This is a genomic window from Nonomuraea sp. NPDC050786, from assembly GCF_040654115.1.
Lineage (GTDB): Bacteria > Actinomycetota > Actinomycetes > Streptosporangiales > Streptosporangiaceae > Nonomuraea.
The window spans coordinates 50,568-64,581 of sequence record NZ_JBFAHJ010000009.1 but is presented as its reverse complement, the minus strand read 5'-3'; the positions used below and the strand labels follow the sequence as shown (position 1 = coordinate 64,581).

Sequence of the window (14,014 nt, the reverse complement as noted above, 5' to 3'; positions counted from 1 at the left end):
TACCAGCCATCATTTGCTCTGTCGCTCGGCATAGCTGGTTAGATGGTCCACATGGCCACACGACGTATCGAGAGGACTCAGGAGAGCCGCCGGATGCTGGTGGCGGCCGCCGCCGAGCTCTTCGCCGAGAGGGGATACCGGCAGACGAGCTTCATCGACATCGCCGACAAGGCCGGCATCAGCCGCGGCTCCATCCCCTGGCACTTCGGCAACAAACTGGGCCTGCTGGAAGCGGTGGTCGACGACCAGCTCCAAGCCGTGCTCGCCGGTTTCCCGCCGCCCGCCGGGGAGCGTCCCGATGATCCGCTCGAGCAGGTCATAGAGTTCATCCGGCTGCCTGGCACGCGCTTGTTCATCACCCTGCTCGCCGAGGCCGTGGAGGTCGGCTCGCCGATCCGCGAGCACTACGCGCGGCTCCACGCGGCGCTCCGGCAGGGGGTACAAGCCTGGACGCCGAAGGAGGCGCTACCCGCGGGGGCCACCCCGGAGGCGTTCACAGTGGTGGTGGTAGGGGCCATCATCGGCGTTCACGCCCAGTGGCGGGTCGCTCCCGAAGCGGTGGACCTAGGCGCCGTACACGCCGCGCTCCGCGCCCTGTTGCCACCAGGGGTCCGATAGCGAATGACCCCATTCCTTTAGATTTTCACGCTGAATGAACGAAGGTGGCCCGCACCGGTCAGGCGGGACCTCGCCGTTGATCTTGATACGGCTTTGGCGAGAATGCCGGAGGCCGGCGCCCGGGGGATGGCGGTCCACTTTTCGTCCGTGGTCCTATGCTGCTAGTTATGCACGATCAGGCAGGGGCAGGGGCCCCCGACAACTTCCAGCGTCTGTGGACCCCGCATCGCATGGCCTACATCAAGGGCGAGAACAAACCGACGGGCAACGGCCCCGAGGACGGCTGCCCGTTCGACGCGATCCCCAAGATGAGCGACGAGGACGGCCTGATCGTCGCCAGGGGAGAGACGGTCTACGCCGTGCTCAACCTCTACCCGTACAACTCCGGCCATCTGATGGTGGTCCCCTACCGGCACGTGTCCGACTACGACGAGCTGGTGGCGGCCGAGCTGGTGGAGCTGGGCGAGTTCACGCAGAAGTCGCTGCGCGCGCTGCGCAAGGCCAGCGGGGCGCAGGGCTTCAACGTCGGCATGAACCTCGGCCATGTGGCCGGGGCGGGCATCGCCGCGCACCTGCATCAGCACGTGGTGCCCAGGTGGGGCGGCGACACCAACTTCATGCCGGTCGTCGCCCAGACCAAGGTCCTGCCGCAGCTGCTCCGCGACACCCGCCAGCTGCTCGCCGACGCCTGGGACTGACCCGGGCCCACCGCACCCCTGCGACGCGCCGGGGGCAGGCCGCCGGGGCGCCGGCCCAGGGGCGGCTTCACTTCGTCGCGGGCGTTAAGTCCGAGACGGATCCGGCGACCTGCTCCTCACGGTCCCGCCGCAGGACCCCAATGCCGGTGGACAGCAGGAGCGGTACGGCCAGCGCCAGCGCCATGGAGAGCACGGCCGCGCCCGAGTCGTTGACCAGCATGCCCACCACGCCGCTGACCAGCGTGCCGATCAGGCCGGCACGCAGCGCGGGGGAGTGCTCGAACGCGGCCGGCACCACACCGGCGGACGCCTGCTCGGGCCGCATGATCGCGTACACCAGGAACGCGGCGGCGGCGATCACGATCGGCATCAGGTTGGGGCTGAGCAGGGTGGCCAGCATGGCCTGCAGCTTGCGCAGGATGACGTCGAACGCCTCGCCGGTCAGCACCTGCCCCACGAACCTGCCCAGGTGCGTCTGCTCGTCCGCCGGCTTCAGGTAGTTGATCCAGGCGAACGTCATCACGATCACCCCACCGGCCACCAGGAACGCGCCCAGCTTGACCAGCGAGACCCGCTTGCCCGCCAGGATCAGCGCGGTCACCGCGATGCCCGGGACGAACGCGATCACGCCGCCGAAGTCGCTCCCCATCCCGGAGCCGCCGAGGACCATCGCGAACGCCCCCAGGACCACGATCGCGGCCAGCCCCACCTTGCCGGGCCACCGGTGCGCGATGACCGTGGTGGCGAGGAGGGTGCCGGTGGCCAGGAGCGCGAACGGGATGTTGCCCAGGCCGTAGTAGCGGGCCCCGACGTCGGCGCTGTAGCCCATCACGCTGTTGAGCTGCAAGGTCGTGCCGGTCAGCAGGTCGCCCGCCAGCGTCAGCGCGGTGAGCCCGGCCACCACCGCCAGCGGGCCGAGCGGCCTGCGCCGCCACGGCCCCGCGAAGGCCACCCCCGTCACCACCGCCGCCCACCCGAGCACCCCGGCGACCAGCTGCGGCAGGCTCGACCAGGGCAGCAGGTTGACCAGGTAGCTGGAGACGGGCAGGGCGGCCAGGGCGACGGCCGCGAAACGTACCGGTGCCAGGCCCTTGCGCCGGCGCAGCAGCAGGAACGCGATCAGGTAGAACAGCACCTGCAGCACCGCCACGGCCGTGAAGTAGATGCCCTTGATCGAGCGGATGGCCTGCGCGGTGGCGTCGGCCCGCTGCAGCTGCTGGAACGTCGCGCCGGCCCCGCCCACCTGCAGCGGCACGCCGATCACGGTGCTCGGGACCGGCACGCCGAGCTTGGTCAGCACGGTGGCGGTCAGGTCGGGCAGGATCGAGATGTCCTCGCGGTGCGTGGAGGCCGCGCCCAGCAGATGCCCCTGCGCGCCGGGCTCGCGCAGCGCCGCCACCCGCAGATGGGGTACCGAGCCGTGGTCGGACAGGCCCGCCAGCAGCACCGTCGTGTCGGCGGGCAGCACCGACAGCAGGGCGCCCGCCTTGGCGTCGGCCATCCGCAGCGCGTCGCGCCGCTCGGCGGGGCCGAGCGCGTCGGGGACCTTGGGCAGCTTGCCGCCGGTCAGGTAGGGGAGCACCAGGTCGTCCACGTCCATGGCGATCATCCGGCACTGCTGGAGGTCCGCGGTGCCGACCTGCAGCGGGGACGGGTGGTACCGCTGGACCGCGCCCTGCCGGTCGGCCAGCGCCAGAGCGGCGCCGGGACCGATCGCGATCGAGCACTGCCCGGCCGCCTTCAGCGACTCGCCCAGGGTGCCGGCGTTGCGCTGCCCGGCGACGTCGGTGAGGTAGCGGTAGTCGGGGATGACCGCGCCCGCGCCCCGCTGCTCGGGCGTGGGGGGCGCGCCGCACCAGTATCCGGCCGCCGACCTGGTGCCCGCCGACACGGTCAGCCATCCGTCGTAGGGGCAGGTCACACCGCCGACGGTGCGTACCGACAGCGAGCCGATCGCGCTCGACCTGGCCAGCTCCCACAGGTTGGGGGTGTCGGCCTGGGTGAGGTCGTTCCAGTGCAGCCCGGAGACGCCGATGAGCGCCACCCGGCCGGTGGCCTCCTGTCTGGCTTGGGCCGGTCCGGTGAACAGCCCTTGACCGGCCAGTATCTGGCCGATCAGCACGGCCAGTACGACTAGCGCGCGCCTCACCCCGATGACCTCCCGCGATCGATGTTGCGTGGCACGGTAGAGCAAGGTCATGTTCCGGCGCCACCAGACCCGACTACCCTCTCATGCGCTGCATGTATCACGTGCACGGTTTCCCTGGCCTGACGGGCCCGCGGGCGGCGCGTCGACCTCGCACATGCGGGCTGGAAAGCGAGGCGGACAGGAGTGTCCGCAGAGAGCAAGATCGTGCCAAGTGTTGACAGAAGGCACGTGTCAAATGCCCGGTGATGACCCCGTGGGGCGAATCTGCCGTTCGGCGCCGGTGCCGGGCCTCCGGCCCTGGCGGCCGAAGGCGGTTCCCGCTCGACGAGAGGAACATCATCATGAGGCGCATCCCACGGATGTGTTATCCGGTCGCCCTGGCGGTGGCCCTACCCCTGACACTGTTCACCGCGGCCCAGGCGAACGCCGGACCTTCCGCCCAGGCCCCGGCCGGCCGGCGCGCCGTGCAGGACCCGACCTCCTGCCCTGAGCAGGTGTCGCTGGTCAACGGCGGCTTCGAGGCGCCCGTCGTCACCGGCAGGCCGTGGGCGCCGCTCCCCGACGCCTCGCAGGGCGGCGCGAACTCGGTCCCCGGGTGGCGGACGACCGCCACCGACCACATGATCGAATTTTGGACCACGCGGATGGGCGTCCCACCCGCCGAGGGCGGGCAGTTCGCCGAGCTGAACGCGAACCAGGTCTCGACCCTCTACCAGGACCGCCCGACCACCCCGGGCCAGAAGCTGTACTGGCGGCTCTCTCACCGGGGACGCCTCGGCACCGACACGATGGCCCTGGACATCGGCGATCCCGCACAGCCGGCGGAGCAGGCGACCCTGTCCGACGGCAACGGACGGTGGGGTTCCTACGCCGGCACCTACACCGTCCCCGCCGGGCAGACGACCACCAGGTTCGCCTTCCGCTCCATCTCCGCCGCCGGGGGGAACCCCACCTTCGGCAACCTGCTCGACGACATCTTCTTCGGCACCCCGCCCTGCGTCATCGTGACCAAGTCCGCGAGTCCCGAGGGGCCCGTGAACGTCGGGGACGTGATCACCTACCGGCTGACCGCCGTCAACAAGGGCGGCGGCGCGGCGGACGACACCCGGCTGACCGACACCATCCCCGTGGGCACGACCTTCGTGCCCGGCTCGCTCCAGGTCGTCGACGGCCCCAACGGCGGAGCCAAGACCGACCAGGCCGGCGACGACCAGGCCGAGTTCGACCCCGCCACCGGGAGGATCACCTTCACTCTGGGCGACGGGGCGACCGCCGCGGACGGCGGACGGCTGCCCGACAGCGGCGTCCTGCCCGACGGCACCACCGTGGAGTTCCAGGTCAAGGTCGGCCGGACGGCCGCGGGCGGCAAGGTCACCAACCGGGCCGCGGTCGACTACGAGAACCGACTGGGGCCGGAGCCCGAGCCGTCGACCTCCACCAGCGGCGACGCCGTGACCGAGGTCAATCCCGCCGTCGACCTGAGCGTGGTCAAGGCCGCCGAGCACACACGGGTCACCGTCGGCGGCACGGTCACCTACCAGATGGCCGTCCGCAACGCCGGGCCGAACGACGCCACTGGTGTCGTGGTCGAGGACGCGCTGCCCGCGAATCTCACCCTCCTGTCGGCCACGCCCTCCACGGGCACGTACGCCGGCGACATGTGGACGGTGGGCACGCTCGCCGCCGGCGACACCGCCACGTTGACCGTCCGGGCCAAGGCCACCGCGGTCGCCGAGACCGTCAACACGGCCACGGTCGGCGGCAGGGAACTGGATCTCGACCCGTCCAACGACAGCGACAGCGTCAAGGTCTGCGTCGATCCTGCGCCGGACTGCCCGTACTGCACGCCGCGAAAGACGCCGAGGGTCGGAGCCGGCCTGCTGATAGCGGTCGGCTCGCTGGTCTGATCCCGCTCCGCCGTGACCCCGGTCGCGGCGGAGCCTGTCCGCCGCGACCGGGCGGGCGTCCGCGAGACAGCTGGCCGCCAATGGCTGTCCCTGCGTTACGGCGCATTCGCCCGCCGGCCGGCGCTGTTACGAGGTCAGACGGCCTCCACCTTCACCTTGACCCCCTTGCTCTCGTGCTGGAGCCGGTCCAGCGCCGTGACCAGGTAGGTGCCCTCCGACTTGGCCGCGAAGGACGGGCTGGTGACGATGGCCACCAGGTTGCGGGCGTCCGTGGTGTGGCAGTCCTTGCCGGACTTCGGCACCTGGTACACCGCGTACGCCCGGGCCCCCTGGGAAGGCGTCCACGACAGCTGGGAGCCGGAGGCCTTCACCCCGGCGGGCGGGGCCGGGGCGTCGCCGCCGCGCGCCTCGATCAGGGGCAGCAGGGCAGGGCGGGCGTAGTAGGTCTTGGCGACGCGGTCCATCGCGCCGAGAGGGTTGGCGAGCAGGTTGGCGGCGCTGAAGTAGACCTCGCCCTTCACCTGTTTCTGCTCCCGGTTCGCGCCCACCTCGGCGGCCAGCTCGCCGGGCTTCGTCCAGGCCTTGTCGTCCTTGGCCCCGACCCGGTAGAGGCCCTCGCCGATGTACAGCTGCACGTCCGTGTCCTTGACCTCCTTGGACCACCAGGAGACCAGCGTGTCGTAGTCGGCCAGCTTGTGGCCGCGCGGCCAGTAGAGCTGGGGCAGCACGTAGTCGACGGTGCCGGCCTTGATCCAGGCGCGCGCGTCCGCGTAGATCGAGTCGTACGCGGACATGCCGGAGGTGTCGGAGCCGGTCGGGTCGTTCGACTTGTTGCGCCAGATGCCGAAGGGGCTGATGCCGAACTTGACGTAGTCCTTGGTGGCGTGGACGGCCTTGTCCGCCTGGGCGATCAGCTTGTTGACGTTCTCGCGCCGCCAGGCGGCCAGCTTCTTGCCGTCGCCGTACTTCGCGAACGCCGCCGCGTCGTCGAACGTCTGCCCCGGCTCCGGGTACGGGTAGAAGTAGTCGTCGAAGTGCACGCCGTCGACGTCGTACCGGGACACCACGTCGGTGATGACCTTGGTCACGTGGTCGCGCACGGCGGGCAGCCCCGGGTTGTAGTAGAGGCGGCCGCCGTACTTGACCGTCCAGTCCGGGTGCCGGCGCGCCGGGTGATTGGCCGGCAGCTTGGCGGGGTCGTCGCCGTAGGAGGCGCGGTACGGGTTGAACCAGGCGTGGAACTCCATGCCCCGCTTGTGTGCCTCGTCGATGAGGAACGGCAGCGGATCCCACCCCGGGTCCTTGCCCGCCTTGCCCGTCAGGTACTGCGTCCACGGCTCCAATGACGACTTGTAGAGCGCGTCGGAGGCGGGCCGTACCTGGACGAAGAGCGCGTTGAAGTTGCGCTTGGCGGCGGCGTCCAGGATCTTGATGTACTCGGCCCGCTGCCGGTCGGGCGAGAGCCCTGGCTTGGAGGGCCAGTCGAGGTTGGTGGTCGTGGCGATCCACAACCCGCGCAGCTGGCGCTTGGGATAGCGGGCGTCGGCCTTGCAGGCCGCGACCGGGGCGGCGGCGGTGGTGGTGGCCGTCTTCTTCTTGCTCGCTGCGGGGCTCTCCCCGGCTCCGGGGCCGAAGACGTATGCGGCGGCGGTGGTGACGACCGCGAGAGCGGCAGCGGCCAGGAGTGGGCGTCCAGTTCGCATAGTGCCACCCAGTGTGGCAGCTGCTCCGGGATGCTCGGGACGGAAAATCGAAATCGACTCGTGATATTACTGTGACAAAAGAGCCGGGCTGGGCCGGGAGGGAGTGATGTCCCCTCCCGGCTCCGCACCGCCTCGCTCCAGGCCCTACTCTCCCGAGGATGCCACCTTGCTCGCCAGGTTCGGCGGCAGCGGCTCGTAACGCAGGAACGTCCGCTGGAACGTCCCGGTGCCGTGTGACATGGATCGCAGGTCGATGGCGTACCGCGTGATCTCCAGCTCGGGCACCTCCGCCTTGACCAGCGTGCGCCCGGTGCCGACCGGCTCGGTGCCGAGCACCCGCCCGCGCCGCGACGACAGGTCGGACATCACCGACCCCACGTAATCGTCGGCCACCAGCACCGACAGCTCGTCCACCGGCTCCAGCAGCAGCGTCGGCACCTTCGACGCCGCCTCCTTGAGCGCGAGCTGGCCGGCGATCTGGAAGGCCATGTCGGACGAGTCGACCGAGTGGGCCTTGCCGTCGTACAGGGTGACGCGCACGTCCACCATCGGGTAGCCGGCCACGACGCCCCGCTCCATCTGGGTCCGCACGCCCTTCTCCACCGACGGGATGAACTGCCGCGGCACCACGCCACCGACGATCTTGTCCACGAACTCGAACCCGGTGCCCGACGGCAGCGGCTCGACCTCGAGGTGGCAGATCGCGTACTGGCCGTGGCCGCCGGTCTGCTTGACGTTGCGGCCCATCGCCTGGCACTTGCCGCCGAACGTCTCGCGCAGCGGCACCCGCAGCTCCACCCGCTCCACCTCGACGCCGTAGCGCTTGGCCAGGCGGTCGAGCAGCACGTCGGTGTGCGCCTCGCCCATGCACCAGAGCACGAGCTGCTTGGTCTCGGCGTTGTTCTCCAGGCGCAGCGTCGGGTCCTCGGCCACCAGCCTGCCGAGGGCCTGCGACAGCTTGTCCTCGTCGGCCTTCGACCTGGCCCTGATCGCCACCGGCAGCAGCGGGTCGGGCATGGCCCACGAGGTCATCAGCAGCGGGTGGTCGGCGTCGGACAGCGTGTCCCCGGTCTCGGCCCGCGACAGCTTGGCCACCGCCACGATGTCACCCGCGACGCCCTTGGCCGCCGGGCGCTGCTGCTTGCCCAGCGGGCTGGTCAGCGTGCCGATGCGCTCGTCCACGTCGTGGTCCTCGTGCCCGCGGTCGGCCAGGCCGTGGCCGGACACGTGCACGGTCATGTCGGGGCGCAGCGTGCCGGAGAAGACGCGTACGAGGCTGATGCGGCCCACGTACGGGTCGCTGGTGGTCTTGACGACCTCGGCCACGAGCGGGCCGTCCGCGTCGCACGTGATGTACTTGACCGGCTTGCCCGACAGGTCGGTGATCTCCGGCATGGGATGCTCGAGAGGCGACGGGAAGCCCTGCGTCACGATCTCCAGCAGCTCCTCCGCGCCGACGCCGAGCCCGCTGCACAGCACCGGGTAGAAGCTGCCGCGCGCGACGGCCTTCTCCAGGTCGGCCACGAGGACCTTGGTGTCGAGGTGCTCGCCGCCGAGGTATCGCTCCATGAGCGATTCGTCCTCGCTCTCCTGGATGATGCCCTCGATCAGCTCGCCGCGGCGCTCCTCGATCTGCGCCGCGTACTCCGCGCCGGGCTCCTTCTCCGTACGCTTGCCCGTGGCGTAGTTGTAGAACTTCTCGGACAGCAGCCCGATCAGCCCGTTGACGTTGCCGTTGGTGATCACCGGGAGGTAGAGCGGCGCGACCCCGTCGCCGAAGACGTCCTGGCAGGTGGTGAGCACCTCGTCGAAGTCGGCGCGCTGGTGGTCGATCTTGGTGATCACGACCGCCCGCGGCATGCCGACCTGGGCGCACTCCTCCCACAGCATCTGCGTCAGCCCGTCGATCCCCTCCGCGGCCGACACCACGAACAGGGCGGCGTCCGCCGCGCGCAGCCCGGCGCGCAGGTCGCCCACGAAGTCGGCGTACCCGGGGGTGTCGATCAGGTTGACCTTGATGCCGTTGTGGACCAGCGGCGCCACGGAGAGGTTCACCGACCGCTGCTGGCGCACCTCGACCTCGTCGAAGTCGCTGACCGTGCTGCCGTCCTCCACGCGTCCCGGGCGCTGGATGGTGCCCGTCGCGGCCAGCAACTGCTCGACGAGGGTCGTCTTACCCGCTCCTGAGTGGCCGACCAGCACGACATTGCGTATCGCATCCGCCCTGTCGGCCGCGGGTGCCCTGCCGGCGGCTCCCACGGTGCCGCCCGGATTCCGTTCTGCCACTTCGGCCTCCTGTTTTTACGGCCTCACCTGGTGAGGCTCTGGCTCCGTCGCCGGGACCCGTCGCCTTCCCTCATCGCTGGTCGCTACGCTCTCCCTGGTCAGTGCAGGCGACAGTCCGTGACCGCGCCCGCGCGTAACGTGACAGAAACCGCGTGGACGCGGTGTGTTCACCAAATACCCGTGTGGCGGATATCACAAGGGGGGTGGGGCAAAGAAAGTCGTCAGGCATTCCATGGCCTACGATCGGACGGCGATGCTCAAACTCCTGCGCCCGGCCATGACCCGGATACTCACCCCGCTGGGCAGGGCCCTCGTCGGCCGCGGGATAGGCCCGAACGCTGTCACGGCGATCGGCACCCTCGGCACGGTGGTGTCGGCCCTGCTCTTCTTCCCCCTGGGGCAGCTGACCTGGGGCGCCCTCGTGATCACCGTTTTCGTGCTGTTCGACCTGCTCGACGGAGTGGTGGCGAGGCTCGGCGGGAAGGGCGGCACCACCTGGGGGGCGTTCCTCGACTCCACGCTCGACCGGGTGGCCGACGCGGCCATCTTCGCCGGGCTGATCCTCTACTTCATCTCCCGGCATGACACGCTGATGGCCGCGGTGACGCTGGTGTGCCTGATCGCGGGCGCCCTCGTCTCGTACGCCAAGGCCAGGGCGGAAGGGCTCGGGCTGACGGCCGACGTGGGGCTGGCCGAGCGGCCGGAGCGGCTGGTCGTGGCGCTCGTCGCGGCCTTTCTCTCCGGGCTCGGCGTTCCGTACGTCCTTCCTGTGGGCATGTGGCTGCTCGCGGCGGCCAGCTTGATCACCGTGGCGCAGCGTGTGGTGGCGGTCTACCAGCAGACGAGGAGAGATGAGCGATAACGCGTCTTTCGCCGACCGCGTCGTGGCCGCGGGCTTCGCGGCCGGCTGGAAACTCGTGCCGCTGCTGCCCGAGCGCCCCACGGCCGCGCTCTTCCGCTTCACGGCCGACCGGATCTGGCGCAGGCGGGGCAGGTCCGTGCGCCGGCTGGAGTCCAACCTGGCCAGGGTGACCGGGCTCGAGGTGGGCAGCCGCGAGCTGAGCGAGCTCAGCAGGGCGGGCATGCGCTCCTACTTCCGCTACTTCCACGAGATCTTCCGGCTGCCGTCGATGAACGTCGAGGAGATCGTGCGCCGCACCCACGTCATCGGCGCCGAGCACGTCCACACCACCGTGGCGGCCGGCAGGGGCGTGGTGCTCGCGCTGCCGCACATGGGCAACTGGGACCAGGCGGGCGCGTGGCTGGTGGGCGTCGGCCACCCGTTCGCGACCGTGGCCGAGCGGCTCAAGCCGGAGTCGCTGTTCCGCCGGTACGTGGCCTTCCGCGAGGGGCTCGGCATGGAGGTGCTGCCGCTCACCGGCGGCGACGGTCACAACTTCGCCACGCTGGCCATCCGGGTGCGCAGGGGCGGCGTGGTGTGCCTGCCCGCCGAGCGCGACCTGACCAAGAGCGGCGTCGAGGTGCGCTTCTTCGGCGCGGCCACCAAGGTGCCCGCGGGGCCGCCGCTGCTGGCCGTGCAGACGGGCGCCGCGCTGCTGCCGGCCATCGTCTACAACGTGGGCGACGACTGGGGCATCCACATCCACGAGGAGATCCCGGTCCCCGCCGAGGGCACCAGGAAAGAGAAGGTCGCGGCGGTGGCCCAGGCGCTGGCCGACGTCTTCGAGAAGGGCATCTCCGAGCATCCGGAGGACTGGCACATGTTGCAGCGGCTCTGGCTGGAAGACCTCCCCCGATGAGAGTCGGCATCGTCTGCCCCTATTCGTGGGACATGCCGGGCGGGGTCAAACAGCACATCGACGACCTGGCCCAGGCTCTGATGGCGCAGGAGCACGACGTCTCGGTGATCGCGCCGGCGGCCGACGACGACGAGCTGCCCGCCTACGTGACGGGCGCGGGCCGGGCGGTGCCGGTGCCGTACAACGGCTCGGTGGCCAGGATGTCGTTCGGCTTCCTGTCGGCCGCGCGGGTGCGGCGGTGGGTGCGCACGGGGGAGTTCGACGTGCTGCACATCCATGAGCCGCTGATCCCGAGCCTGGGCGTGCTGGCCTGCTGGGCCGCCAAGGGGCCGATCGTGGCCACGTTCCACGCGTCGTTCACGCGCTCGCGGGCCATCGCGGTGGCCGAGCCGCTGCTGCGCAGCGCGCTGGAGAAGCTGATGGGCCGCATCGCGGTCTCCGACGCGGCCCGCAAGAGCCTGGTGGAGCAGTTCGGCGGCGACGCCGTACTGATCCCCAACGGCGTCACCGTCTCCCGCTACACCGAGGCCGAGCCGCTCGACGGATGGGGGCCCGACGGCGCCACGATCGGCTTCCTGGGCCGGATGGACGAGGAGCGCAAGGGCCTGCCGATCCTGCTCGACGCGTTCCGGACGCTGGCGGAGGAGCGGCCCCGGCTGAAGCTGCTGATCGCCGGGCCGGGCGACGCCAAGGACGTGTACGAGCGGCTGCCCAAGCGCTTCCACGACCGGGTGACCGTGCTGGGCATGGTGAGCGAGGCCGACAAGATCCGCGCGTACCACTCGGTCGACGTCTTCTGCGCCCCCAACACGCGGGGCGAGAGCTTCGGCATCGTGCTGGCCGAGGCCATGGCCTCCGGGGCGACGGTGCTGGCCAGCGACATCCCGGCCTTCCGCAAGGTGCTCGGCGACGGGCAGGCGGGGGCGCTGTTCGCCAACGGCGACGCGGCCTCGCTGGCGCGGGAGGCCGCCGCGCTGCTCGACGCGCCGGAGCGCCGCGCCAAGCTGGCCGCCGAGGCGCTGGTGGCGGTGCGGAAGTACGACTGGTCGACGGTGGCACGCGACGTCGTACGCGTCTACGAGACCGTCACCACGGGCGGCGCCGGACGCGTGGAGGAGGACCTGTGACGCTGCGGCGCGCCTACGGGCGTGTGGAGGGTGACCTGTGACGCTGCGGCGCGCTTGCGGGCGTGTGGAGGGTGACCTGTGATTCTGGGGCGGGCTGGTCGGCACGTGGAGGGTGACCGTTGACCTCGACCATGATCGTGCTGATCGTGGGCATCGTCGTGGTGCTCACGGCCGTCTACATCTCCTGGCGGGCGGGCCGGCTCGACCGCCTGCACATCCGGCTCGAGCTGGCCCAGGAGTCGCTGGACGCCGCGCTGATGCGGCGCAGGGCGGTGGTGCTGGAGCTGGCCGGGTCGCGCCTGCTGGACCCCGCCACGTCCCTGGTGCTGGCCGCCGCGGCGCACGAGGCGCGGACGGCCGGGCCGGAGGAGCGCGAGCACGCCGAGAGCGACCTGTCGCGCGCCCTGCGCGCCGCCGTGGACCAGGAGCGGTTCAGGGAGAAGCTCGCGGAGGCGCCGGGCGGCGGCGACCTGCTGGAGGAGCTCGACGCCGCGGTGGCCAAGGTGGTCTACTCGCGCCGTTTCTACAACAACGCCGTGGCGGTCACCCGTACGGCGCAGCGGCGCTGGCTTGCCAGAACCCTGCGCCTGGCGGGGCATACGGAATATCCGCGATTCTTCGAGATCGATGACAATCCGCCGGCGACTATGGCAACTGAATGACCTGATTTGAGGAAGCCAGTAAGCTTCATCCCGTTTTCTGGGCTGAAGCGAGGAGTGTGTTTGACGTGCGGCTATCCCGGATGATCACGGTCACGCTGGCGGGCGTGGCCGTGCTGCTGCCCGTGTCGGCCTGCTCCTCGGACGAGCCCGCCCCGGGGAAGGCGCCCCAGGCGGCCACGGCGGAGCCCAGCGCGGAGCCCACCGAGGAGGCCAAGGGGCACCCGTTCACCGGCAAGCCGTACGACGCGCTGAAGCCGGTGCTCGCGGTGAAGATCGAGAACACCGCGGCGGGCAAGCCGCAGCTCGGGCTCAAGAGCGCGGACCTCGTCTACATCGAGCAGGTCGAGGCGGGCCTGACCCGGCTCATGGCGATCTTCTCCTCCAAGCTGCCTCCCAAGGTGGGCCCCGTCCGCAGCGCCCGGATCTCCGACCTGCACATCACTCCGCAGTTCGGCAAGCCGGCCTTCGCCTACTCGGGCGTGCAGACCAAGATGCTGCCGTTCGTGGCCAAGGCGTCGCTGTTCGACGTGGGTGACACGCGCAACCCGGGCGCGTTCTTCCGCCAGCCCGGCCGCTTCGCCCCGTACAACCTGTTCGCCAACACCAAGGATCTCCTGGCCAAGGCGCCCAAGGCGAGCAAGGCCAAGGACATCGGCCTCACCTTCGGCGAGGCGCCGGCCGAGGGCGGCGTGGACAAGAAGTCGTACACGGTCAAGTGGCCCGCGGCGCGCTTCACCTTCGCCTGGTCGGAGGCCAAGCAGCAGTGGCTGATCTGGCAGGACGGCAAGAAGGACATGGCGGCCGAGGGCGGCCAGCTGAGCGCGCCCACGATCGTCGTGCAGTACACCAAGACCGAGCGCTCGGAGTTCCACGACAAGAACCAGAGCTACACGCCGCTCGTGCACACCACGGGCAAGGGCAAGGCCGTCGTGCTGCGCGACGGTAAGGCGTACAACGCCAACTGGGAGCGGAAGTCCGAGGACGTCGGCACGACGTTCACCACGGAGAGCGGCGAGCCGATGAACTTCGCGCCGGGCCAGGTGTGGATCGCGCTGGCCAGCCGCAAGCCCGTCATCCCCTAGTGCTGCGGCGGCGGTTCCTGGT

11 protein-coding genes are annotated in these 14,014 nt (G+C 70.6%); 8 read left to right on the top strand and 3 right to left on the bottom strand.

The annotated features are described in order from the left end of the window. Nucleotides 1–51: 51 nt before the first annotated feature. Nucleotides 52–618: a TetR/AcrR family transcriptional regulator gene (locus AB0H84_RS18920; protein ID WP_357605219.1), complete on the top strand. Its 567-nt coding sequence runs from the start codon at nucleotides 52–54 to the stop codon at nucleotides 616–618. Between the two features lie 167 nt (nucleotides 619–785). Then, the gene (locus AB0H84_RS18915; RefSeq protein ID WP_344994723.1) at nucleotides 786–1,316 is read left to right on the top strand and encodes an HIT domain-containing protein; all 531 of its coding nucleotides are present in this window, start codon (nucleotides 786–788) and stop codon (nucleotides 1,314–1,316) included. 67 nt (nucleotides 1,317–1,383) lie between these two features. On the opposite strand, the gene AB0H84_RS18910 is transcribed toward AB0H84_RS18915, so the two are convergent. Beyond that, nucleotides 1,384–3,465: a hypothetical protein gene (locus AB0H84_RS18910; protein ID WP_357605217.1), complete on the bottom strand. Its 2,082-nt coding sequence runs from the start codon at nucleotides 3,463–3,465 to the stop codon at nucleotides 1,384–1,386. Nucleotides 3,466–3,806: 341 nt separating this feature from the next. Between AB0H84_RS18910 and AB0H84_RS18905 the strand changes: the two genes are divergently transcribed. Then, nucleotides 3,807–5,372, top strand: a complete 1,566-nt coding sequence (locus AB0H84_RS18905) for a hypothetical protein (RefSeq protein WP_357605214.1) — start codon at nucleotides 3,807–3,809, stop codon at nucleotides 5,370–5,372. Nucleotides 5,373–5,506: 134 nt separating this feature from the next. Here the strand turns inward: AB0H84_RS18905 and AB0H84_RS18900 are convergent, their stop codons facing one another. Then, a complete protein-coding gene (locus tag AB0H84_RS18900) occupies nucleotides 5,507–7,075 on the bottom strand; it encodes a family 10 glycosylhydrolase (protein WP_357605212.1) in 1,569 nt (522 codons plus the stop codon). A 144-nt stretch (nucleotides 7,076–7,219) separates the two neighbouring features. Next, nucleotides 7,220–9,361, bottom strand: coding sequence for an elongation factor G-like protein EF-G2 (locus AB0H84_RS18895; protein WP_357605209.1), 2,142 nt, complete (start codon nucleotides 9,359–9,361; stop codon nucleotides 7,220–7,222). A gap of 232 nt (nucleotides 9,362–9,593) precedes the next feature. On the opposite strand from AB0H84_RS18895, the gene pgsA reads away from it, so the two are divergent. The 5 genes from pgsA to AB0H84_RS18870 all read left to right on the top strand — a co-directional run bounded on the left by pgsA (nucleotide 9,594) and on the right by AB0H84_RS18870 (nucleotide 13,992). Next, complete coding sequence (pgsA, locus tag AB0H84_RS18890; protein ID WP_357605205.1) at nucleotides 9,594–10,223, top strand: phosphatidylinositol phosphate synthase; 630 nt, start codon at nucleotides 9,594–9,596, stop codon at nucleotides 10,221–10,223. After that, nucleotides 10,213–11,121 (top strand): phosphatidylinositol mannoside acyltransferase, encoded by a 909-nt coding sequence (locus AB0H84_RS18885; protein WP_357605203.1) that lies wholly within the window; start codon nucleotides 10,213–10,215, stop codon nucleotides 11,119–11,121. The genes pgsA and AB0H84_RS18885 overlap by 11 nt, the downstream gene beginning before the upstream one ends. Continuing rightward, complete coding sequence (locus AB0H84_RS18880) at nucleotides 11,118–12,248, top strand: glycosyltransferase family 4 protein (RefSeq protein WP_357605200.1); 1,131 nt, start codon at nucleotides 11,118–11,120, stop codon at nucleotides 12,246–12,248. The genes AB0H84_RS18885 and AB0H84_RS18880 overlap by 4 nt, the downstream gene beginning before the upstream one ends. Nucleotides 12,249–12,367: 119 nt before the next feature. Then, entirely contained in the window at nucleotides 12,368–12,910 is a 543-nt protein-coding gene (locus AB0H84_RS18875; protein WP_357605197.1) for a hypothetical protein, read from the top strand. A gap of 65 nt (nucleotides 12,911–12,975) precedes the next feature. Then, complete coding sequence (locus tag AB0H84_RS18870) at nucleotides 12,976–13,992, top strand: DUF3048 domain-containing protein (protein ID WP_357605194.1); 1,017 nt, start codon at nucleotides 12,976–12,978, stop codon at nucleotides 13,990–13,992. The last annotated feature ends 22 nt before the right edge of the window (nucleotides 13,993–14,014 follow it).

Bases quoted from the DNA above. Each gene is read 5' to 3' on its own strand.
- AB0H84_RS18880 (WP_357605200.1), top strand. From the start codon at position 11,118: ATGAGAGTCGGCATCGTCTGCCCCTATTCGTGGGACATGCCGGGCGGG.
- AB0H84_RS18915 (WP_344994723.1), top strand. From the start codon at position 786: ATGCACGATCAGGCAGGGGCAGGGGCCCCCGACAACTTCCAGCGTCTG.
- AB0H84_RS18905 (WP_357605214.1), top strand. From the start codon at position 3,807: ATGAGGCGCATCCCACGGATGTGTTATCCGGTCGCCCTGGCGGTGGCC.
- AB0H84_RS18885 (WP_357605203.1), top strand. From the start codon at position 10,213: ATGAGCGATAACGCGTCTTTCGCCGACCGCGTCGTGGCCGCGGGCTTC.
- pgsA (WP_357605205.1), top strand. From the start codon at position 9,594: ATGGCCTACGATCGGACGGCGATGCTCAAACTCCTGCGCCCGGCCATG.
- AB0H84_RS18920 (WP_357605219.1), top strand. From the start codon at position 52: ATGGCCACACGACGTATCGAGAGGACTCAGGAGAGCCGCCGGATGCTG.
- AB0H84_RS18900 (WP_357605212.1), bottom strand. From the start codon at position 7,075: ATGCGAACTGGACGCCCACTCCTGGCCGCTGCCGCTCTCGCGGTCGTC.